The following is a 24635-nucleotide window of genomic DNA, read 5'->3' as shown; positions in this document are numbered from 1 at the left end:
GTCTTTTTGTACTAGATGAAGATCTAAGTAAGCCATACAGCGAATTAGATCAACGAGACACGTACTTTTTTCTTCTTGATACGCGTGTTGTTGAGTGTCTCTATGGCCATTTTTGTTTCAGATGCATGTATAGCTACAAATGCACAGTCTTGTTTGACTTCAATAACACCGAGCTGGTCTTTAGACAAGTGAGCCTGCTTAAAAAAGACACCTGCTATGTCACCTTTCGATATTTTATCCTTCCTGCCGCCAGAAATAAATAATGTATTCCATTGTGAGCGAGAAGGTAGTTTGCCGTGACTAATCGTTTCGATTTTGGCATCTGTAACGAAATCGGGAAGTGGCTCCTTTTCCCATTGCAGAATATAGGCTGTTCCTTTGGTATTCATTCTTGCCGTTCTTCCATTTCTATGTGTGAATTCTTCACTTTTGTGTGGTAGCTGGTAGTGTAAAATGAATCCTAATTCGGGAATGTCGAGCCCCCTAGCAGCAAGATCTGTCGCTACAATGAGCTGATGAGTTCCGTTTCTGAATTTGATGAGTGCTCGCTCTCTATCAATTTGCTCCATCCCCCCATAAAAGCAGCCATGACTTATTTTGTGTGCTTCGAGGTGAGAGCTGACACGCTGGATGGTGTCTTTGAAATTGCAGAAAATGATTCCTGGTTGGTTGCCAATGTGGCTGAGTGCTGCAACGAGTGAATCAAGTTTATCTTTGTCAGGAGACAATACCCGCTTGATTTTTAGCTGAGAAGTGTTTTGCCCTAAGTAGTCGACTGTTATTGGGTTTTTGAGTCCAACAAATGAGGGAATGGATACACCCTGCGTGGCAGAAGTGAGGATACGCCTTTTTACGTTGTGAAGTGCGCCTATGATTTCTTTCATCTCGTCTTCAAATCCAATTTCTAATGACTTATCGAACTCATCGAGGACCAACGTTTTGATGTCCTTAATAGGGAAGTTTTTGTAGTGTATGTGGTCAGAGACCCTTCCTGGAGTACCAATCAAAATTGCAGGTCTATGCTTCAACTCTACTTTATCCTTCGAACCAGCGCGACCGCCGTATACTGAATTTACCTTATAGCCAGTTCCCATTTCTCGTACAACAGATTCTATTTGTATGGCCAACTCTCGAGAAGGTACAAGAATCAATACTTGTATTTCGGTACAATCAGTATCGAGACTCTCCAATATAGGGAGGAGGAAAGCGATTGTTTTACCAGTTCCTGTTGGAGATAACAGTACCAAGTTGGAGGTAGACTGAAGTGCTACAGATGCTTCTTCTTGCATCGGGTTGAGCTTCTGGATGTTAAGCTTCGCAAGAATGTCTTTTTGACTTTTGATTGGCATTGCTAAATTGTAAAAAGTATGTAGATGATCACTATAATAGTATCAATTAGGTAAAGATAGGGATTGGTGTAGCCTTATTCTTTATTGTTGAGTTCCTACTCAATTGAGATGACTATTGCTTAGCTGACTTTAAATAAAGCTGTTCTACTTTTTCTCTTGCCCAGGGTGTCTTTCTTAAGAATTTAAGACTGGATTTAATAGAAGGATTGTTGTTAAAACTGTTGATGTTGACTTTTTTTCCGAGTTCTTCCCAACCGAATTTAGCTACTAACTCAGCTACAATGTCGGCGAGTTTCACCCCATGTAGCGGATTGTTGGGTTGCTTTTCAGGTTCAATGAATTCGGCATTTTCAAGATCCATGACAGTCTTATTAGTAGTTAAATATTTTCAACAAAACTTGAAAAAACTTTTTTGTGAAGTTCCAGGTCCATATTTGGAGAAAGCGCTACACGAGCGATATAATCTTTGTCGCCTTCTTTCGTGGTTCCTTGAGTGGATGTTGCTGGTATTGTCCAATAGCACCCTTTTAATTGCCCATAGCTCACGCAGTACTTACTCTCATGGGGAATTTCGTCAATCATTAGATTGATTAATTTAAGATTTAGGGCTCTCTTGTAAGCTTCTTTTTCTTCTTCCGTATTTCCTTTGGTCGGAAGATCTAACGAAAACACAGAGGGCGTAAATCCTTTTTCAGCCAGTTCTTCTGAAACAAAATTGATTTTCGCCCCTGGTAGAGTTTCATGGATGAAGTTTACAAAATTACGTGTATTTCTGTAAGCATCGTTGATTCGTTGATTCATCGAAGGAATTTGCCTGGCCAAGATTTGATATTGAAGATCTGTAGCTTCGTTATCACAAAGTTTTAAATGCATTTCTATTTTTTCCATTAATGCTTCTGCTTTTTTATTTGCTATGCAATAGCCAGCAGTACATTGTCCACCACTTGGAAATTTTGAGCCACTCACATAAGAAATTGCTCGAATAGTGGAGAGTATTTCATCTTCACCTAAAAAATGTGTGTTGGGACAGAATGTTTGATCTAAAATAAAAACTGGATCGATCGCAATTTCACCTGTTGATGTTTTACGTTCCTTGCTCAAAGTATCTTTTAGTTTTATAAGATCTGGAACTTCAACTCTAGGGTTTGTTGGAATTTCAACAATGATATAAGGGATTGCATCTTCAAGAGCAATTTCATCTAGAACGACACCAACACCTTGAACCATATCGTTACCCCCATCAACTGGTAAATCTACCACCTCTACATTATCAATGCATGCAGCAACACGTCTCGCTTGATCATTTGTTCCACCATAGCAATTGGGTGGGACAATGAATTTAATGGCCTTCCCCTTGTGTTTTTCCAGAGCATCATGAATTAGACCCATCATAATTGCGTATTGAATAGATAGCCCACTCGAACCAACTAATGCTTTCGTGTTTGAACCAGTAATGGATGCAATTGAATCCAAGACGAGTTTTTTGTCTGCTTCCACATCACTTTCATGGGTATTGAAAGAGGACTTGTTGATTAGGGATTTTAAAGCGGATAGGCAATTAGCAGGAGTCATCGCTATGGTCTCTCTTCTTCTTACATGCTGAATTTCGGAGATATAACTCTCGTTTTGCTGGCCATTTACTAATAAGATACTTCCCAGTGCATCATTAACATTAAGAAAAAAATCAATATTCGAAGTAAGATTGAAATTGCCAAGTTCTTCTTGCTGCGAAACAACAATAGTACTGCCGTTAAACTCGGGAATAGCCGATGTGTTCTCAACGTTCTTTAAATTAAATTGATAGCCATAAATACTCCTTAATATATCAGTATCAAAGAAATCTGGCAGTTTATCTGTATAAAGGATTTGTGTGTTTTTATTAGTTAATAGATTTTTTCTTAGAATGGCTAGAATTGGGGTAGTCCTTGATGAAAAACTTATTGCATTCTCAGGGTTTTGATTATTTAAGTTAGCTATTGTCCATTCTAGCAAACAGGATAATGGATGGCCTAATCGAATATAATCGTAAGCAGTGGGTAATTCATTGAGTGCGGCAGAATCGGAATTATTGTCATTAAATAAGATTTCAAACTGCTCTAAGAATTGAGTTTTGGCCAATTCTTCATTATAAATATCTAGCCGATGAGTTGTTAAGTTCAACCAATCAGTAGGCATATTATCTAATATACTTTTAATATAATCTAGCATTTTATTGTCTTCCATAATTTTCATCTGAGATAGGTCGGTAATGTGCTTGGTTAAGTTTAAAAAGTGCTATTAGATGTTATGTTATACTACGCCCAACGTCTCTATTTGACCTTCGCCTTTCTGATTATCTGCAAAATTAGCTGATTGTATAATTTCTGAAAGTACTTTATCGACTTATGAAGTTTTAGCCTTTTAAAGAGGTTGGGAATTAATTTAGAAATCGCTGTAATAAAAATGAATCAAATATTGACTTTATCATGACTAGAATAGAAGATAAAGTAAGAGTACAATGATCAATGCCATCGCTATCCATCTGTAACCAACCTTTATTTCTGAAAATTCATATTGGCAAATGGGACAAATCTTACTTTTGGCATCTACGTCCATTGCACAGGAGGGACATTCTTTTGTTCGCATCAAAGAGTTTTTAAAGCTGCAAGCAACACAAAAACCCAGCCAAGGATGAGCAATAAACCACCAATGGGAGTGATAGCACCCAGCCACTTCATTCCTGTAAAGCACAAAATATAGAGTGATCCTGAAAATATCAACATGCCAAAAGTCATGCTGTATCCGGCATAGTTGAGCCAAGAGTTTTGGTACTTAGTAAGCAGTATAGCAATTCCCATAAGAGCAAGTGTGTGATAAAACTGGTATTGAATGGCTGTTTGATAGGTATCGAACGTACCTTCAGTTTGAAGTTTATTTTTCAAGGCGTGTGCTCCGAATGCGCCTAACCCGACAGCTATAATGCCTGAGATGGATGAAATGATAAGGAATAGTTTATGCATTTATTTCTTTTCGTTGAAATAGGATGGAATTTCGAAAATTCCTTCTAAAGGTGTTATGTCAATCTGGACTTTCGTCGCAGTTGTGGTGATTAGACGATCACCGAGCTTTGCTTTTCTCTTGAGAACCAAACCATTCCATACCCAAAGTTCTTGAAGTGCTTTACCTTCAAAACTCCAGACCTGACACTTTTTATCTAACAATGTAGAATCAGTGGGTAATTGTTCACCTCCCATTGAAAAAAGTATTGCTTCTGACACTTCTCCAGGCTGTTTGTAGGATGCTTGTTGACTCCATTTAAAATCCTTTTTTAAAAGGTATGTGCTATCATCCTCACTAATACGGTAGATGAAATCACCATCTTTAAGTTCAACCAGCGTTTGAGTACTGCTTATTCCGTAAAGCTCAAAAGTCATTGTACGTTGGCGGAGGCTTTTCCATCCATAATCCTGAAAGATCATGAACTCTTCGCCTTCAGCGTCACCTGATATTTTATAATTAATCTCAGCGCTTTGAATAGCATATTTCTTGAAATTTTGAGAACGAAGCTCTTCTGTTGTTTTTGCTTGAGCACTAACCAAAAATGGAAGCATTACGAAAATAGATTGGATCGTTTTCATGATAGGGGCGTGATTAATTTATCAAAGATAAAAAAACCCTGACGTCCTATCATGATGAATATCAAGATGAGGTGCCAGGGTTGTCAACCAGCTATAGTCAATCCCTAGTCAGGGGATTATCTTAAATGTCTTGGGGTGCATTTATTTAGTTCATTCGCAATCTTTTTAAGTGTAATGTCAGATGCGTCACTGAACCGTTCTAAAGGATGAATTTCTTGCGGATTTCTTGCGTTTGAAATGAGTTGGTTGAAATCATTCCATGTTCCGAATTGATAGGAGCTTGATGAAGAATTATACCAAAGTACTCTAATATGTGTGGTGGTTTCCATGGCAGCATTTTTAGGTGTTTGATATTTCGAAATTAGGATAGCTTACTTTTCAAATCCTGCCAACCTACTTTCATTTTCTGCCATAATGCCTCTCAGCTGTCCAAAACATCCTTAAAAGACCTGTCAAAGCGATTTTTATACTGAGAAGCAAACGAGCTTACGTTATTCATTCCTATAATCTGAGCAGCTTCTGTGGCCGTTCTTACTTTATTGTCTTTCAAATAGTTTTCAAGGTATTGCCATCTAACTTCTTTAATTAACTCATATGGAGTTAGCCCAGATATTTTCTTGATCATTCGATAGACTTTACGTTCACTGGCGGCCATTTCATCTGCCAGATCCAATACCGATAGATGTGGATCATCTACTCTTTTGATGATAAGATTCTCAAGTTTATGCATTACGTTTTTTTCAAACTCCTCAGCGGTATCTCCATAGAGTTTAGATAGTACTTTATTACTATCCCAATCACGACTCATGATGTTTTGAATTTTGGCTATCAATTCCTCTTTATCAAATGGCTTGCTAATCACATCTTCGGCACCTTTTGATATCAAATCGAGCTTCTCTTCCTTATCAGTTCTTGCACTAACCACCATCACTGGAACTTTCTTTAGTTCTTTGTCTTTTTTTAAGTGATCAACCAACTCGAACCCATCCATGTATGGCATCATTAAATCTGTGATGATCAGATCCATTTTTTCTGTTTGCAACAGATCTAAAGCACTAGCGCCATTTGCTGCTAGATACACCCTGAAATCCGAACTCAGAATACTCTGGAGGTAAGTTCTTAGCTCTCGATGATCTTCCACGATTAGAATTGCTTTGGCATCTTCATTTACTGTTTTAATACCTGGAACTTGAAGTCGCTCTTTTTCTTCTTGCAAGTCTATCCAGAGTGAATTTCGAGTTACTACATCGAGTGAGCGTTCCGGTACAATAGCCTTTGATACCCAATCATTCTTTTTGAAAGGGAAGCGAACAGCGAAAATGGTCCCATCATTTCCGTTAGATGCCTTAATGGTTCCACTATGTAACTCAACCAACTCTTTCACCAAGGCCAAACCAATACCGACCCCTGCTTGCGAGGTGTTTTTATTTGCTGATTGGTAATATCGGTCAAAGATTAGGTCCAAGCTTTCTTCAGGAATACCTGGCCCAGAGTCAGTGATTGAGATTTGAAGGTGGGTTTGATCTGTATCCAACAGAACATCTACTGTTCCATTAGGAGGAGTGAACTTAATAGCATTGGAGAGAAGGTTATAAATGATTTTTTCAAATTGATGTGGATCGATTTGCAATGAAGTTTCATCCTCAGCGTGACTGGAAAATTTCAGTTCTATGGCTTTTATGTCAGCAGCACTGCTAAACATTTTAGTGAGAAGCCTTAGATAAGGAACCATCTTCACGTATTGGAGCTCGAGGGTTACTTGTCCTTCTTCTAATCTGGTTAGATCCATGATCTCATCTGCGAGATAGAGTAGTCGCTTACCATTCTTAACCCCCAGATCCAGCAGTTCTTTTGATTCTTTATCCAGGATTTCATAATCTCGTTCGGTGATTTTATCCAATGAACCGAGAATAAGTGTAAGAGGAGAGCGGAGGTCGTGTGAGATGTTCGCAAAAAATCGCGTCTTTGCCTGATCTAATTCCTTAAGTTTGGCTGATTGTCCTTCTATCTTTTGAAGAAGCTTCTTACGCTCCCTGAGTTGCTTCCTAAGAAGGATGGCAATAGCAACCAAGAGAATAAGAATAACAGCAATAGCAATAATGATGATGTTTTGAGAACGAATCTTTTGTTCTTGAATTAATGCCTCTTCTCTTAAAATTTGGTTCTCTTTTTCTTTAAGCTCATTTTGAAACTTAGCCTCCGTTTCTTCAGCAAGTCTTATAACGTTTTCATCATTAATTGAATCCTGAATATGAGTATAATCAAAAAACAACGTAGCAGCACGTTCAAAATTCTTTAGATTGGCTTCCACCACTCCTAACCGATAGGTAGATTCAGCTTTTCTCTCCAAGCTTGAAGAATTATTAGCAATCCGGTAAGCCAATTCAGCATTCTCTTTTGCTTTGTTGAATTGATTAAGTTCAATGTAGATTTTAGCGAGACTTATTGCAGGGTATGTCAGGGAAAGGTTTTCACCAAATTCCTTTTTAAGGGCGAAAGACCTTTTTGCATAGATTAGTGCCGAGTCATAAATACCTTCATTGAAATAGGTTTCCCCGATGTTACCATATGTACTCGCAACATTCCTCTTGTTCTGAAGAAGTTCTAAACCTTGTATTGATTTTGTAAAGTACTCTCTAGCTTTTCTATATGCCCCCATTTTCATATAGCTTATTCCTAGATTATTGAATATCCCTCTTGCCCTTCGGTCTTCTTCTCCAACAATTGATATAGCTTCATCATAATATTCAATTGCCTTCTGAGGATTATTCATTTGATTGTAGACTAATCCAAGGTTACTCATGGTACTAGCAGCTGAAGCTTCTTGCCCTATGTCGAGCTTTATCTGAATGGATTGAGTTAAATATTTTATAGCGGAATCATACTTTCCGATCACTTCATATGCGTTACCAATATTGTTGCTGTTTGATGCAATACCTCTTTGATTATTTAACTTCCTGTTGATTGCCAGAGATCTGTGTAGGTCTTCTATTCCGTAATCTTCAAGCTCATTTTCCTTTTTTATAATTCCAATGTTTGAGTAGCAAAAAGCAAGGAACTGTTCGTTATCCAGTTTTTTTGCAGCCTCTATTTCCATTTTAGCATACATCAATGCAGAGTCTGCATTTACACGCCTATATGTCCAGGCTAATTCATCTAATACCCTAAACCTTAAAGAGTCATCTGTTACGGTTTGTAGATCATTTTTAAGGCTGTCTAGGAATTGACGCAATTGTGAATTTGCCTGAATGGATGAAAGAAGGATTAGTATAAATGGAATAAGTTTTTTCATGGCGGAATTACTTGGCAACTAAAGATATAAAAAAAGCCCCCCTGAATAGATCAGAGGAGCTCAACTTCTATCCACGGTGTTATGCGTGATTAGGTGGATTTCAATATCAAAGCTATGGTTTCACTTTTTAATAATTCTGCCAACTTGCTTTAGTATCCTGCCAAATCATTCATAAAATATAGCAACGTCTTCTAGTGGCTTTCTCGCCAGGTCAGGAACAAATACCTCTTTCTTTGGGTACCCTATTGGAAGTAATAGATAAGGACGCTCATTATCTGGACGATTTAAAATTTTCGTAAGGAAGTTCATCGGAGATGGCGTATGTGTCAGTGTAACTAGGCCAGCCTTATGAATCGCGGATATAATCATCCCGCAAGCAATACCTACTGATTCATTGACATAATAGTTATTGTTTTTCACTCCATCCTCCATTTCAAACACTCGCTTGAATATGATAACCAGCCATGGTGACTCTTCCAAAAAGGGTTTGTTCCAGTCTGTTCCTATTGGCTCCAGATCTTTAATCCAACGTTCACTCATACGTCCATGATAGCTGTCATATTCTTCCTTTTCGGCAGCTTCTCTGATGGCTTTTTTCATCTCGGCATTAGAAATGGCGCAGAAAGTCCAGGGTTGTTTGTGTGCTCCAGAGGGCGCTGTAGATCCCGCCATGATCAGGTTTTCTATTAGTTCTTTGCTAACAGGTTTGTCTGAAATATCTCGTACCGTTCTACGAGTATCTAGCCACTCATAGTATGATTTAGCTCTGTCCTCTGCCTCACTTAATTCATATACATCCCTTTCATAACTCACATGTGGATGTCCATTGATGTTTTTCTTATCCATTATTACTTTCAAGGTTACATGTTGATGATAAATAGCCTCAACTGAAAATCGAAGTTAAGAAGAAAGTGCTATGAGATGAGCTCAGAAGCTAAAACTTCTTTTAATTGAATTAAATTCGAGATCAATAAAAATCTAACTATGAAGAAATTACTAACCATATGGTCAATAGGGCTATTGCTTTTTTCTTGTGATAACTCCTCAAGTTCAACTGGAGAATCAGCAGTAGTCATTCAATCTATTTCTGAAGCTTCCCTGAAGAATCATGTTCAAGTTCTGGCTTCTGACGATTTTCAAGGAAGAAAACCTTTCACAGAAGGTGAAACTAAAACAATCAATTATTTGACAGATCAATTTAAGTCTTATGGATTGGAACCAGGTAATAATGGATCGTATGTACAAGAAGTGCCTATGGTAGAACTTACCGCTATGCCATCTGAAACCATGGTCGTATCCGGAGGCTCAAACGAAGTGGTTCTTAACCTCCTTGAAGATTTTGTGGTCTATACAGAAAAAGTGGTGGATGAGGTAAGTTTAGATGCTTCTGAATTAGTGTTTGTCGGATATGGTGTGGTAGCACCTGAGTACGATTGGAATGATTATGAAGGGCTGGATGTGAAAGGGAAGACGGTAGTTGTGCTTGTCAATGATCCTGGATTTGCTTCTGGAGATTCAACCTTCTTTAAAGGAGAAACAATGACCTATTATGGACGATGGACATATAAATACGAAGAAGCAGCTAGACAAGGAGCTGCAGGGTGCTTAATTATTCATGAAACAGTACCAGCAGGGTATGGTTGGTCTGTAGTTCGCAATTCTTGGTCAGGAGCAAGTCTTTACCTTGATCAATCAGGAGCTGTTGATCAATCGGAAGTGCTCGGCTGGATTACTAGAAAGGCAGCCATAAAGGTTTTTGAAGCATCGGATGTTGATATGAAGAATTATGCGGAAAAATCTAGAAGTCGAGATTTTCAAGCAGAAAGCCTTGGCTTGAATGCATCAGTTTCTGTTAAGAACAAGATTGCCAAAGATAAATCTCAAAATGTTGTGGCTAATATTACAGGTTCTGAAAAACCGGATGAATACATTATTTATTCTGCTCATTGGGACCACTTGGGCATAAGTCAGGAAATAGATGGAGATAGTATATACAATGGAGCACATGATAATGCTTCTGGTACTGCTACGTTACTTGGAATTGCGGAAGCTATGAGTAAAATGGATCAACCAAAACGCTCTGTTGTTTTTCTAGCAGTAACAGCTGAAGAGCAAGGATTACTAGGATCTAAGCATTATGCTCAAAACCCAATTTATCCTCCTAATAAAACAGTAGCTAACATCAACATGGACGGGATCACAGCATGGGGTCCCATGAAAGATTTGACAGTTGTTGGGTATGGTCAGTCAGAGCTTGAAGATATTGCAGAAGCAATTGCAAAAAAACAAGGGAGATATATTATCCCAGATCCAGATCCGGGTAAAGGATATTTTTTTAGATCTGACCATTTCCAATTTGCAAAAGTAGGTATTCCTGCACTTTACGCTTCAGGTGGATATGAGCACATGACCAAAGGAGTAGCCTATGTTGATAGCTTAAATAAAGTATACCTCAATACGCAATATCATCGCCCACAAGATGAATACTCGGATAGCTGGACATATGATGGGATGGCACTAGATGGACAATTGTTGCTTGAAGTTGGAAACCAGATTGCCAATTCGAATGAATGGCCGAAGTGGAAAAAAGGATCGGAATTTAAATCCATAAGGGACCAGGATAAGTAATCAAATTAGAAGCATTTTATAAATAGAATCTTAAAAAGGCCCATGAATTATGGGCCTTTTTAATTGGGTATATGGCAAATATTGTTTTGCCATTTGATAAAGTATGGTAAAATGTATTTAATGCGGAATATAATTTTATGATTATTTTCTTTTCTCATAAAAATTCACAAACTTCGATCTAATCAGTTTGAACCAGCATTTTAACTGACTCATGTAAAATATTCACTTTGGTTGCTACCAGCTATGGCGATCAATGGTTAAGATTTTATGTGAAATAGGATTTAACTATGGCAAGGATACTCACCCTTTGGGCATTAGCCCTCACTGCTACTATTGGCTCCAGTGGAAGCCAATTCAATCAGGATATTCCTCCTGATCATGCACGTATTTACGGTGTAGTAATTCAATTTTCGTCAAAGTTTGCAAATAGTGGAGCATGTAAACAAAACCCTTGTTGGGCTTTGGTCGCTGTTCGTAATGTGAAAGGATATGGCTCTGGTTTTAGGGGTGCCCTTAGCCCCGGAGATACCATCAGTGTCAAATTTTCCTCCACATTACTTCCAACTCAAACACTATTTCCAGAGCGAACAAATCATCTCCCAGGCTTGGGAGTGAATGATGAATTTTCAGGTGATCTAAAGCAACAGATTGACCTCCTTAGTCAAAGTGATTCCTATGAGATATCAGACTATGAGAAAATGAATTAATAATACCTTTTAACAAATACTTACTATGAAAAACAAACCTAACATTCTATTGTCGCTACTAGTCTTTCTGTTAGTGGCACTTGTACCACAGATGTCCTTGGCGCAAGTAAAAAATGAACAGGACAACATTAAGTCCAGGCCTAACATCCGATTCAACAATAAGAAGTTGATGAAGATGCAAAATCCAGGTCTGAAGATTACGGACAAAATCGATAACCCAACGCTTAGGGCTGAGTATGACTGGCTCAGATTACGAAATCCAAATACTGGAAAAATCCCAGAAAGCATTGAGCAATTGGAAATGGAATTTGTGAAATCATCAAAATCAGGTTTAAGCAAAGCAAGCTTTGATCTAAACATTGGATTGATGGAACCAGGAGATCAGGCATCTCCCTGGATCAATAGGGGACCTTTTAATGTGGGTGGAAGAACCAGAGCACTTGCTATTGATCGCACAGATGAGAATGTGATTTTAGCAGGTGGAGTTTCGGGAGGCCTTTGGAGGTCGGTCGATCAAGGAGCTACCTGGACTAAGGTAACACCAGGACAAGAGCACCCAAGTATCACAGACATTGTGCAAGATCCGAGAGTTGGATTTGAAAATATTTGGTATTACGGTACAGGAGAGCGAATTGGTAACTCAGCCTCTGATGGCGGAGCTTTTTTTGCAGGAAATGGGGTGTATAAATCTACCGATGGTGGATTGACCTTCAGTGTGTTAACTGCTACCCAAAACAATACACCTGAAAGTTTTAATGCAGCAGATCCATTTGATTTGATTTTCGCTGTGGATATTGATCCAACGAATGGAAATCTGTATGTAGCTACCTTCAATGGTGTTCACAGATCTACGGATGGCGGTGCTACTTTTGAGCAGGTTTTAGCAGGCGCTTTCGACAATGAGTCTGACATCCATATTACTTCAACAGGAGTTTTATATGCTGCATTGGCCAGCGGTGCTGTAAATGCAGGCATCTTCCGATCTACTGATGGAGCGAATGGTACTTGGGCCAACATTACTGCTGGAGGTTTTCCAGCAAATTTTAGCCGCACTGTAGTGAGCACTGCACCTAGTAATGAAAACATACTTTACCTTTTATCTGTAACTCCAGGGGCCGGTTCTCTTGGGATGAGTATTTGGAAATATACTTATGTATCTGGTGACGGAACTGGAGCTGGTGGTGTTTGGGAAGATCGATCTGCTAACGTTCCGGCTTTAGGCGGAAGCGTTGGGAATTTCAACCCACAAGGTGGGTACAACATGATTGTACGAGTACATCCAACAGATGAAAATCTTGTTTTTATTGCTGGGACGAACCTGTACCGATCTTTTGATGGCTTTTCTACGCCTATTGGAAATGATAACTGGGTCGCAGGTTATGCTGTAACTAATGATATTAGTCTTTACACCAATCAACACCCTGATCATCATGGATTGGAGTTTTTCACATCTAATCCAAATATGGCAATATCTAGTCATGATGGAGGACTTTCTCTGACAAATGATATCACAGCTTTTGATGCAGGTGGCCCGCTCGGAAATGAATCGGTTACATGGTCAGACTTAAATAACGGTTATTTAACAACTCAGACGTACGCATTATCTATTGGCCCAGGAGATCAACTCCAAGCAGGTTTTCAAGATCAAAGTACCTGGTTTACAAATAATACGGGTTCTACCAATCCATGGACAGTAGTAGCAGGAGCAGACGGTTCGTACAATGCCTTTAATGCTGACGGAACTCTTCGTTACGTTTCCTTCCAAAATGGCACCACATTCCGTCAGGAATATACAGATGCAGATAGTGATAATCCATTAACTCAGGACTTCATAACTCCGAATGGAGCTGGTGGATTCCTGTTTGTAAATCCATTTGAACTTGATCCAAATGATAGAAATATCATGTACCTAGCTGCAGGATCTACCGTATGGAGAAATGATAACTTACCGGCAGCCACACCTACAGTAGGTTGGGCGGCTTTGACTAATGCAACAGTTGCCGGAACGGCATCAGCTATTGGTATATCTACATCTCCGGCTAACGTGATCTATATAGGGTCTACTACCGGACAAGTGGTTCGAGTCGATGACGCGAATATTGGAAATCCGACTGGAGTAGATGTGACGGACGCAAACTTTCCTGCAGGAGCTAATGTGACAAGTGTAGATGTTAATCCAAACGACGCAAATGATGTAATTGTAGCATTTTCTAACTATGCAGTTGTTAGTATTTTTCGAAGTACAGATGGAGGAAGTAACTGGACAGATATTAGTGGTAACCTAGAAGAAAATGTGGATGGATCAGGAAGTGGCCCGTCTGTGAGATGGGTGACTCGAATTGGTTTCAACGATAGGTTTTTTGCAGCGACAAGTGTTGGCTTGTATTCAACGGATCAGTTGAATGGAGCTGCAACAGTTTGGACCCAAGAAGATCCAAACGGAATTGGTAATGTGGTTATTGAGCAAATCAGAAAGAGAGATAGTGATGGGTTGGTAGTTCTTGGTACGCATGGTAATGGACTATATTCAGCCAATTTTGAAATAACACCACCTCCAATATCTGTAATCAATCCACTCGCTGATGTGGAAGTAGATATAAATAGCGTTCCTTCCATCATTGATGTGAGCAATGTATTCCAATCAAATACAGATCCTCCCGAAACATTGACACTATCCGTGACTGGTGACAACCCTGGTTTGGTAAGTGCTTCGCTCTCTGGAACAGATTTGACCCTTACATATACAGCTGATCAATTTGGTGATGCTATCGTAACATTGACAGCAACTGATGCTTCTTCAAACGAAGCTAATGATGTGTTTGCTGTGACTGTGAATCCACCTCCGTTAATTATCACGGAATTTCCATATCTGGAAAATTTTGAAGATGGAGAGGATGGACCTGGTTCTTTACCGAGAGATTGGTCCATAACCGCGGATCCTCCTTACACTTGGACAGTCATTAGTGGACCCACACCTACTGGAGGATTTAATAATGCGACTGGACCTTTGGTAGATCATACAACTGGAACCGCAAACGGTTTTTACGTTTACACTGAATCTTCTGGAGGTTTAGTGGGAGATACTACCGAGTTGATTACACCACCAGTGGTTATTTCAGACCTTATAAATCCAACTTTTGAATTTTATTATCACCTTTTCGGTGAGGATATAGTCTCATTTGAGGTAGAGGTGATTGATGAAGTTAATGGTACTGTTACGAATGTGTTTACCAGAGATACTTTGGTTCAAACAGCACAAACTGATCCGTATCTATTGCAGATTGTATCGCTAGGAGACTATGGAGATACAGTTCGTGTAAGGTTTAGAGGAATTAGAGGAGCGGTTGCGACAGATGGTTTCCTTGGTGATATGGCCATAGATGATGTGCGCTTCTTTGATGCTCCATTAGAATTGGTGATCGCTAATCCTACTGAGCTCACAGAGTCTCTAGAAAAAGGACAGACGTCAACTCAAATACTTTCTTTGACCAATATTAGTGAAGACACTGTAACCTTCGATATTACGTTGGAGGATGTTGATGGAGGAATTGGAGTAAGCGCATCGACTGTCACACTTGCGCCAGGAAGAGCTGGTCAGCAAATGGTCAAAAGAACGACTCGTTTTACTGGTGATTTCGTTGATCTAAATAGTACAAGATCAATACCGGATTTGACTCCTAGCGTTTTGGCTATTGAGCAATATGCATCTGGTTTTGAGAATTTCCTTCTGGGAGATATCAATGGACAAGATGGATGGGTAGGCCAGTTTGTAAACTGGGTTATTGATACTTCCAATCCTTCAGAAGGAAGTCAACATATTCGAAGCTTGTCAGATGGATTGGGGCAAACCTTAGCCTTCTCTCCAGATGTACCAATAGGAACAGACCCTGTTTCCTCTGTATCTGCCCGGATTAATATTCAAGGGACGGGTGTAACATGGCAATTGATTCCTCAATCCAATACCGCGGAATTGGTAAACACTCGTTTACAATTTAATCCAGATGGAAGTATTGATGTTTTGGTGCCAGATGGTTTGGATGGTGCTGTTTTCGAACCTTTAGGAGTAACGACTCCTTCAGGATATTTCAAGGTGGATATTGAAATAGATCGTGCTACATCCAATTTCAAAATATTTTTTGACGATGAAGAGGTATTCAGTGGCTTAGGATTTGCTGGTGATATTGAGCAATTGGTTTTGCTTTCTCTCATGGAAACAGCAGGTCCAACACTTGATTTGGACGAACTTCAAATATTGGATGGAGAAGTAGAACGTGGTGTACCATTCCTATCAATAGATCCAGCTTCTGGCATTATACCAGCAGGAACTTCTGTAGATCTGATGGTTACATTTGATGCTACGGAACAAGATTTTGGAACCTTCACAACCAACATTGTTGCGGCAATAAATGGTGGTGCTGATGAATCTGTTATTGTACCAGCAACACTCTCTGTAACTGGAGATCCTACAATTTTTGTTGATCCAACAGTTGTACAAGCAGTAGTAGATTTTAATAAGCCTGAAACTAGAATAGTTACGATTGAAAACACCGGAGGTAATCCGCTTGATTTTGATCTTTCTGTAATAGGAGCAGATATAGGAATTACCACAGCTCAACTTAGCGATCAATTGATGGCTATGAGTACGAATGAAGTATTGTTAGACAGTCGAGTTCAATCAAAATTGGCGATGGATAATTCTCTATCATCACGTATCGAGGATATTAATCCACAACCGAAACCTTTGTATATCACTATTGGTGAAGAAATCTTCTCAGAAGATTTTGAAGGTGGGGTTTTCCCTCCAGCGGGATGGACTGCCATAGATAATGAAGGAACGGGCGTAAACTGGGGATTCTCATTAGATGTAGGAGAAGCTAATTATAGTGGATCAGGAGAAGCAGCTACTGTCAGTAGCGATGCATTTGGTTTGGCTGAATTCGATGCTGAGCTTAGAACTCCGAGTATCAATGTTGCAGGAAAATCTAACCTGAGCCTAACCTATAATGTAAACTATCAGAACCTTGCTGGTCTCGATTTCTTTGATTTGGATATCAGTACAGATGGAGGAACTACATGGACGACATTGCTTAGCTGGAATGAAGATCATGGAGCTTTCAGAAGCCTTCCTGGTGAGCAGGTTAACATTGATCTAGATGCTGCGATTGCAGGAGCTTCCGATATGATACTCAGATGGAGATATTATGATCCAAACACAGGTGATTTTGATTGGTACGCACAAGTAGATGATGTAGTAATCAATGAAAATACAGAAGTATGGATGGCATTGGATCAGACTTCAGGAACAGTTCCGGTTGGTGAAACAGCTGAGATAGAATTGCAATTTGATCCAACGGTAGTAGATCCAGGATTCTATGTTGCTGGAATCATTGTTAATAGCAATGCGAGCAATACGCCTATTGTTGGAGTAGTTGTTTCAATGGAGGAGCTGGAAGCTGCTGAAATTTCAGTTAATCCAACATCTTTAACTCAAGAATTGGTGTCTGGAAGAAAAGCGTCGCAAACGCTTACCATTTCAAATTCAGGAGAAAGTGCGCTTGATTTTCAGTTTGAGGATAATTTTCCAAACGTAGGGGAAGTATCCACGACTACAAGTATCAATAGTACTGAGGTTGAGGTTAAGACTCAAAAGCGAGATGGAGAGTTTAATCCATTTAGTATCAGGGCAATTCAGCCTACACAAGGATCATACGCAATTGAGCCTCCTGTTGACTTTTCGGATGTGTTTTATGCTACTAACTTCGAAACATTTGATGTTGGGGATATCAACCTTCAGCAAGGATGGACTGGACAATTCGTTAATTGGGTAGTTGATAGTACAAATCCAGGTGGACAAGATCAACATATCAGAAGTGTTGCAGATGGCTTGGGACAAACATTAGCATTCAGCCCGCAAGTAGGAGTTGGTACAGAGGATATTTCGTCAGCTTCTATGTTAGTGAACCTAGAAGGTGAGGGAGCCACATGGCAAATCATTCCTCAATCTCCGACACAAGAATTCTTAGTAACTCGATTAAGTTTCGATGCGGATGATAGTGTTAGAGTATTGGTATCAGATAATGGCGGAGAATTCCAGACACTACCTATCAGTGCGCCCGAAGGATATTTCGAGGTGAAAATTGAAGTAGAGAGATTAACAAGTGACTTTACCATTTACTTTGACGACACTGAAGTTTTCTCAGGGAATGGATTTGTAGGTTCAATAGAGCAAATCGTTTTATTGGGTTTAATGGAAGTTGCAGATCCTATCATGGATATTGATAATCTCCAAATTGTTGATGGAATCATACCAGAATTGAGCTTGTCTGCTTCGCCAATAAGTGGTGTTGTTCTTTCCGGTGAATCCTTAGATGTGCAAGTCACATTTGATGCTACTAATCTTGAAGGTGGCGTGTATGAGGAAGATTTAGTAATTAATAATAATGATCCTGATAATAACCCATTGGCAGTTCCGACTACCTTGACGGTAATTGATCCTCAGATCATTGCTATTAATCCTGAAGAGTTGAATGAGACATTGGCAATGAGTGAAACGTCTACTCAGACTTTGACTATTAGCAATGAAGGTGTAGCAGATCTCAATTTTAATATCAATATAGATGGAGATGTTGTTGTGCCTGGATCTCATGCTAATCTTAGTGAAGTTCCATCTTCAAAAGATTGGTTGAGTGATACAAGAATAGTTGCGAAGCTGGCTGAAGATAATGGTCTTCCTAATGCTTCAAACGATCCGAATAACACACCTGTAGGTCGTATGGGAACTGTCGCACTTCTTTTCGAAGACTTTGAAGATGCTACTTTCCCTCCAGCAGATTGGACAGTTATTGATAATGAAGGTACAGGAGTTACTTGGCTGTTTGCTGCAGATGCTGGAGAAGGAAACTACTCTGGATCAGGTGAAGCTGCTACTGTCAGTAGTGATGCATTTGGTGTTGCAGAATTTGACGCAGAACTCATAACTCCGGTTATCGATGTAGACGGTCAAACTGGACTTGTATTGGAATACCTAGTCAACTATCAAAACCTTGCAGGACTAGATTTTCTAGATGTAGATATTTCTACTGATGGAGGAACTACCTGGAATAATATGCTTAGTTGGAATGAGGATCATGGATCTTTCTTTAGCACACCTGGTGAATTAGTATCTATAGATCTTGATTCATTTATTGGAGCAGCTACATCCTTCCAGGTTAGATGGAGGTATTATGATCCGAACACAGGTGATTTTGATTGGTATGCACAAATAGACGATGTAGTTATTGGCGTGCCATGGTTGAGTTTAGATCAAACGGCTGGAGTTGTGCCTGGTGGCTCATCGATAGACATTGAGGTTACCTTCGATGCGACGGTACTTGAGGTTGGGACTTATACTACCAATCTGGTTGTGTGTAGTGATGACCTTAGAAATCCTGAACAGGTTGTGCCAGCTACTTTGACAGTACTTACGCCTCCAACTATTGTGTTGAATCCTGATGTGATAGATATTACATTATTTGAAGGATTTACTGATGAAGCTTCTGTTTCTATTAGCAATTCAGGAGGAGGAGACCTCAACTATGATGTCATTTCTATTCCTGATTTTGTAACGAGTATTTCTGGAGGTATTGGTGTATTGGAACCTGGTGATGAAAGTGAAATTGGAATTCAGATTTCAGCTGAATCTCTTCTACCAGGTATTTACAACGATACTATCCGTATTGAAAGCAATGATCCAAATACTCCAATTGCTGATGTGGTAATTAATCTAACTGTGGAAGAATTCATCGTGCTAGATATGATTGTCGAAGCAATTTGTTCTGATAATCCAGATGTAGAGCGTACATGGAAGGTGACAAATCCAAATATTTTTGAACGCGACGCATTTTGGTTCTTAGTAGGAACAAGTGAGTTTGATGATATTCTACTAGAACCAGGTGAGAACTTCATTTCAGCACCAACACAAACTGATCGTCCAAATACGTTGAATTTGAGATGGTTGGATGAGGATGATGTAATTCAAGATGTATCTACTGGAGCAATTGATACTCCATGTGAAGTGGTAGACTTGAATCTTACGTCGGTATGTAGTAATAATCCTGATTTGTTCAGAAGATGGAGAGTTCGAAATATGAATTCATTCAGAGTGATGGTGACATGGGAGGTTGTAGGTACTTCTCAAACAAGCAGCTTGTGGGTTGATGGAGGTACGGATACTTTCTTCTTTACGTTTGCAGTTTCAGGACCAAATACAACAATCATTAAATGGTTGGATGAGAATGGAGATGAACAGCAAAACACGAAGGCTTCTGGCGGAGAAATGTGTGATGTAGATAATTCATGTAATGCCGGTGAAGTAGTTGCTTTCAATCAAGGCTTGAGGAAGAATGGTAAGAGTGTCCTAAGCAGAAGAAGTATTACTTCAAATGCGATAGGCTCTCCTGAGGAGAATGATGAATACAATTTCCTTTCTCTTGGATTTGGAGGTTCGGTAGATATTAAGCTAACTAGTATGATAGTGGATCAGCCAGGTAATGATTTCAGATTGATCGAAACATCATTCAATGATGTGAACAGATCATGTGAGTCTTATCCTGAAACTGCCGATGTATATGTATCCATGGATGGAATAGATTACATCTATGTAGGTTCTGCGTGCAAGGATGAAGATTTCGACATAGCCACAAGTGGTTTGATGGAAATTGAGTACGTACGAATTGTTGATACTTCTAATCCAGTTTTATTTGGAGGTGATGCGGATGGTTTCGACGTGGATGGTATTCACTGTATAAACAACCACTTCTCTGGAGCAGCACCAGTCTCGTTTGGCCTGGCTAACATCGTTCCTGATGAAGAAGATGATACCATGATTGCTTACCCTAATCCTTTTGATAAGGAAATTGGAGTTAAGATGAAAGTTGAATCGAAAGGGAAGTATGTAGTGACAGTTCATGATAACCAAGGTGTGATCATAGCTGAGCGTGTGGTGGATGCATTCTCTGGTCAAGTATCAACTGCAATAGATGCAGGTAAGCTTGCCAATGGAGTTTACATCATTACCGTAACTTCAGAAGATGGTTCATTCAAGTCTTCTAATACATTGATTAAGCGCTAATTTTAATAAATTTTATATTCTGAAAAAACAGCGGCCACTATGGCCGCTGTTTTTGTTTTATCTTAGTTTTTCTAAAATTAAAATCATGAGAAACCTAACCTTAACTCTTATACTTTCCATCTTTTTCTTTGGTTGTGAGCATAGCCATGAGCACTCACATGAATCTTCTAATTTGGAACAAGAGGAACTATATAACTATGATATTGAAGATAGAATTGCTGAAAAAGGAATTGTTCTTCCTGAGTTGTCTGCTCCGGTTGCAAACTATGTTCATGCTGTCCGCACAGGTAACCTTGTTTTCTTAGCGGGAAAAGGACCAACAAAACCAGAAGGTGGATACATCTCGGGTAAGGTAGGAGCTGATCTAACAGTAGAACAAGGATATGAAGCGGCAAAATTGGTTGCTGCTGCTCAATTAGCAGCATTAAAGCTAGAAATAGGTGATCTGAATAAAGTAGTAAGAGTTGTGAAGGTATTAGGTATGGTTAATTGTACTCCAGATTTTGGCAATCAACCGGAAGTAATCAATGGATTTTCAGATACGATTGTGGAAGTCTTCGGTGATCGTGGAAAACATGCGCGTGCTGCTGTAGGAATGGGTTCATTGCCTCGAAATATTGCTGTGGAGATAGAGATGATTGTAGAGGTGAGAGATTAAATTTTTATACTTGCGGTACATTTATAATCGCCATCGCCATGACATTAAAATCGCTTTTAATCATTTTGCTTGTAATATTGACAGCTTCTTTTGCTATTGCACAATCTAAAGAGCAAAAAAACAAACACTTTTCTCACAAGATGGGAACATATACTGACCCTAGAGATGGGACGGTATACAAGACCATTACATTCATCAGAGAACAACATGGCACATTCATAGAACGAACATGGTATGCAGAGAATGCAAAGTTCTATGTTGAAGGTTCTAAAACGTATAATAACACGCCAGAATACGGTAATCAATTCGGAAGGCTTTACAACTATGAGCAAGCGAACCGTGCTTGCCCGGAAGGATGGCATGTACCTACTATTCATGAATGGAAGCATCTATTTCATTTTTTTGGAGGATGGCATCATTCGGGTAAATATTTAGTTGCAGGAAAAGAAAGCGATATGGATATGATGTTTGGAGGATTTGGACAACCTGGAGGAGAATTTAAAGGAATAGGAGTGCATGGAAACTGGTGGGACAATGAATTAAAAGACAGTAATTCAGCAGGTATTATCACACTAAAAAAAGGAGATGAAGACATCTATCATTCAAGAGTTGGAGATAGTCATTATTTGAGTTGCAGATGCGTGAAGTTTCATAACTGATAGGATTAAGTGATTAGATCCTTTAGTATTCTTATTGTTCTAATTCCTATTGTTGTTTTTTCTCAAAGTAAGGATACAACAACAAGCAAAGGATCTTTTGCAGCCTTTCCTGCAGTAAGCTATGCTCCCGAAACAAGCTTGCAACTTGGGGCTGTAGCTATTTGGGTTTTAAAGAATGATGATGATTCTCAATCCACTTTTCAAAGACAATCTACAGTTACTCCATACTTTGTATACACACTAAAGAAACAGCTGCTAACAGTAGTTAACCTTGACTATTATTTATCTACGGGTCAGAACTTGAATGCTTCAATACGTTACTACAATTTCCCGGATTCTTATTTTGGAATTGGAAATGATAACGATCCGGATACTTCAGAAATGTATACCAATAGGTTCTTCCAGTTTGAAGGGCAATTTTTGCAACCACTTAGTGAGAAAGTATTTGTGGGCGGAACTTTTGATACGCACCTCACGAGTATTCGAGATTTAGAATCTGATGGCTTTTTGGAGACCGATAGCCCGAATGGTATACAAGGAGGAAATCTTTTTGGATTGGGCCCGGCTTTTAGATATGATACCCGTGATTATACCATCTATCCGACAAAGGGTTATTTGATTTCTAGCAGAATGGTTTTCAACGTATTAGGAGATTTTAATTACACGGGCTATGAGGCTGACTTTCGAAAATACTTAAGCATTGTAAACAAGGATAATATTCTGGCAATTCAGTTTAGGACTCAATTTACGGTTGGCACGGATGTACCATTTTACAAACTACCTCAACTAGGTGGAGACGAGCGATTAAGGGGAATCTCCAATGCTAGCCTCTATCGGGACCGACAAATGATGTACACACAAGTAGAGTATCGCAGACCTCTCTTTTGGAGGTTTGGAATGACGGTCTTTGCTGGAGTAGGAGATGTGGCCTATGATCTAAATGATTTCAACCTTTCTGAGTTTAAATATGTAGCCGGAATAGGAGGCAGGCTAGCTATTATCCCAAAGCGCAAGCTGAATGCGCGTCTGGACCTTGGTGTAGGAAGGGGCGGACAAACAGGAATCTATATTGGCATAAGCGAAGCGTTCTAAGACTTTAGACTACTCCCCTGAATTTCAAAGTGTATGTCTTCCTTATTAGTCAGTTTTAAATCTTGGTCGTTCAATTTCTTGGAAACAATCTGGATTTGGCTTCATGTTTGGATTATTGAAGAAGGCATTAGCTGTCTCCATAGCACATGGGTTTGCCCAATTGGTAGTGACAGTATGTTTCCATCCTTTGAATATCAAATGGAAACTGTTAGGTAAGTTTTTCTTCATATCTAGCGCCCATTTTACTGGAGTTTCCGAATCATATTCACCATTCATTAATAAAACAGGTATATCACTTTTGATAGGTTTATTTTCAATGTTTGCTACTTTACTAACCCCCCAAATATCACATATTGAAGAATCAAAAACTGCTGGTGACAATCCTCTAATTTCCGGATAGCGATAACTTTCTTCAATAACCTTCTTTTGAGAGGTGAAAGGGTACTCTTCGGCGCACCAAACAGATAGTCGCATACCGACTCCATTTCCCATGCCTGATGCTTGAAATAGATAAGATAGCTGTTCTTTAACTGCGCTAAGATCATTGTTGAGCAGTTTATTCATTTCATATGGAACGTTCATAACATCCGAAGTTGATGCTGCGCTAAAAACCGTAATCAAGTCATAGCCTTTCAAATAAAAAGTCTCTACCTGATTGGTATTAGGATTTTCAACTTCAACCACCAGAGGATCATCCGTCTTATCCCTTAGATACTCAAGGAATCTTTCCTTCAAATTTGGATAAGCATTGTTGCAATTAGGATCTACCTCACAATCTGTTAGCAAATGCTTAGTAGATTCCAATAGATTTGATACACTTTCCTCATCGTAATTTACCTCTAAGGGAAGAGGAGAGTCCATTACAACGCTGCGAATTGCATCTGGGTAATCTCGAAGGAGTACTTGAGCAATCTTTGTGCTGTATGAAATAGTCAATAGATTGTACTTGTCTATTCCTAAGACTTTTCTTAGATCTTCGATATCTGCGGCAATCTCTTTGGTATTGTATCCTTCCAGGTCTGCACCGTCCTCTATTAACTTAGATCTGCAAGCTTTTACTGCACCCATGAACAAGCTATCAGTTTGACTTTTTGTTAAGCCTGGAAGATTTGAAAGACTTACAGCTTCCGACCATTCAGGACAAGCGAGATTAGGTTTAGCATATTGTGTACCCCTTTGCTCAAATAATATAAAATCCCGATCGTCTAGATACTGATAATAATTCATATACTGTGATGCTTTCATGGAGGTATAACCTGGCCCTCCTACAGTATATATTACCGGATCAAGTTGAGGATTTGGATGACGACTTTTGAAGATATAAACAGGTAACTTAATGGTATTGCTATTTGGTTTACCCCTATTTTCAGGTACTTCCAAATAACCAAATATATACTTCTGCTTCTTAGAAATCTTATGAGTGGTCTTCTTCGATTCTTTGAAAGATGGAGCGTAATTATTTTGCAGTCCAAAGCAAACACTACATATGAAAAGACTGATTAATACAGTTAGTAATTTCCTCAT

General features: G+C 39.2%; 15 protein-coding genes. 6 read left to right on the top strand and 9 right to left on the bottom strand.

Annotated features, from left to right (window positions below):
* Window positions 1-44 precede the first annotated feature (44 nt).
* The 8 genes from ABJQ32_04470 to ABJQ32_04435 all read right to left on the bottom strand — a co-directional run bounded on the left by ABJQ32_04470 (window position 45) and on the right by ABJQ32_04435 (window position 9104).
* Window positions 45-1349, bottom strand: coding sequence for a DEAD/DEAH box helicase (locus ABJQ32_04470; protein ID MEP5288879.1), 1305 nt, complete (start codon window positions 1347-1349; stop codon window positions 45-47).
* Window positions 1350-1461: 112 nt separating this feature from the next.
* Complete coding sequence (locus ABJQ32_04465; GenBank protein ID MEP5288878.1) at window positions 1462-1710, bottom strand: VF530 family protein; 249 nt, start codon at window positions 1708-1710, stop codon at window positions 1462-1464.
* 17 nt (window positions 1711-1727) lie between these two features.
* Window positions 1728-3572: a hypothetical protein gene (locus tag ABJQ32_04460; GenBank protein MEP5288877.1), complete on the bottom strand. Its 1845-nt coding sequence runs from the start codon at window positions 3570-3572 to the stop codon at window positions 1728-1730.
* Between the two features lie 401 nt (window positions 3573-3973).
* Window positions 3974-4348 carry a DUF423 domain-containing protein gene (locus ABJQ32_04455; protein ID MEP5288876.1) on the bottom strand — a complete coding sequence of 125 codons (375 nt, stop codon included), beginning with the start codon at window positions 4346-4348 and terminating at the stop codon, window positions 3974-3976.
* Complete coding sequence (locus ABJQ32_04450; protein ID MEP5288875.1) at window positions 4349-4966, bottom strand: hypothetical protein; 618 nt, start codon at window positions 4964-4966, stop codon at window positions 4349-4351.
* Between the two features lie 116 nt (window positions 4967-5082).
* Window positions 5083-5295 (bottom strand): hypothetical protein, encoded by a 213-nt coding sequence (locus ABJQ32_04445; protein ID MEP5288874.1) that lies wholly within the window; start codon window positions 5293-5295, stop codon window positions 5083-5085.
* A gap of 92 nt (window positions 5296-5387) precedes the next feature.
* Window positions 5388-8258 (bottom strand): response regulator, encoded by a 2871-nt coding sequence (locus ABJQ32_04440; protein ID MEP5288873.1) that lies wholly within the window; start codon window positions 8256-8258, stop codon window positions 5388-5390.
* Window positions 8259-8423: 165 nt separating this feature from the next.
* Complete coding sequence (locus ABJQ32_04435) at window positions 8424-9104, bottom strand: nitroreductase family protein (protein ID MEP5288872.1); 681 nt, start codon at window positions 9102-9104, stop codon at window positions 8424-8426.
* 138 nt (window positions 9105-9242) lie between these two features.
* Between ABJQ32_04435 and ABJQ32_04430 the strand changes: the two genes are divergently transcribed.
* From ABJQ32_04430 to ABJQ32_04405, 6 genes are all read left to right on the top strand, one after another.
* The gene (locus ABJQ32_04430) at window positions 9243-10886 is read left to right on the top strand and encodes a M28 family metallopeptidase (GenBank protein ID MEP5288871.1); all 1644 of its coding nucleotides are present in this window, start codon (window positions 9243-9245) and stop codon (window positions 10884-10886) included.
* 287 nt (window positions 10887-11173) lie between these two features.
* Window positions 11174-11593 carry a hypothetical protein gene (locus tag ABJQ32_04425; GenBank protein MEP5288870.1) on the top strand — a complete coding sequence of 140 codons (420 nt, stop codon included), beginning with the start codon at window positions 11174-11176 and terminating at the stop codon, window positions 11591-11593.
* 25 nt (window positions 11594-11618) lie between these two features.
* The gene (locus ABJQ32_04420) at window positions 11619-20702 is read left to right on the top strand and encodes a choice-of-anchor J domain-containing protein (GenBank protein ID MEP5288869.1); all 9084 of its coding nucleotides are present in this window, start codon (window positions 11619-11621) and stop codon (window positions 20700-20702) included.
* 85 nt (window positions 20703-20787) lie between these two features.
* A complete protein-coding gene (locus ABJQ32_04415; protein ID MEP5288868.1) occupies window positions 20788-21360 on the top strand; it encodes a RidA family protein in 573 nt (190 codons plus the stop codon).
* A gap of 38 nt (window positions 21361-21398) precedes the next feature.
* Complete coding sequence (locus tag ABJQ32_04410) at window positions 21399-22019, top strand: FISUMP domain-containing protein (GenBank protein MEP5288867.1); 621 nt, start codon at window positions 21399-21401, stop codon at window positions 22017-22019.
* A 9-nt stretch (window positions 22020-22028) separates the two neighbouring features.
* Window positions 22029-23111, top strand: a complete 1083-nt coding sequence (locus tag ABJQ32_04405; GenBank protein MEP5288866.1) for a BamA/TamA family outer membrane protein — start codon at window positions 22029-22031, stop codon at window positions 23109-23111.
* Window positions 23112-23156: 45 nt separating this feature from the next.
* Here the strand turns inward: ABJQ32_04405 and ABJQ32_04400 are convergent, their stop codons facing one another.
* Complete coding sequence (locus ABJQ32_04400; GenBank protein ID MEP5288865.1) at window positions 23157-24635, bottom strand: alpha/beta fold hydrolase; 1479 nt, start codon at window positions 24633-24635, stop codon at window positions 23157-23159.

The organism is Marinobacter alexandrii (assembly GCA_039984955.1).
Taxonomy (GTDB): domain Bacteria; phylum Bacteroidota; class Bacteroidia; order Cytophagales; family Cyclobacteriaceae; genus Ekhidna.
The sequence above is the reverse complement of the archived record's forward strand: the minus strand, read 5'-3'. Positions and strand labels throughout refer to the sequence as shown.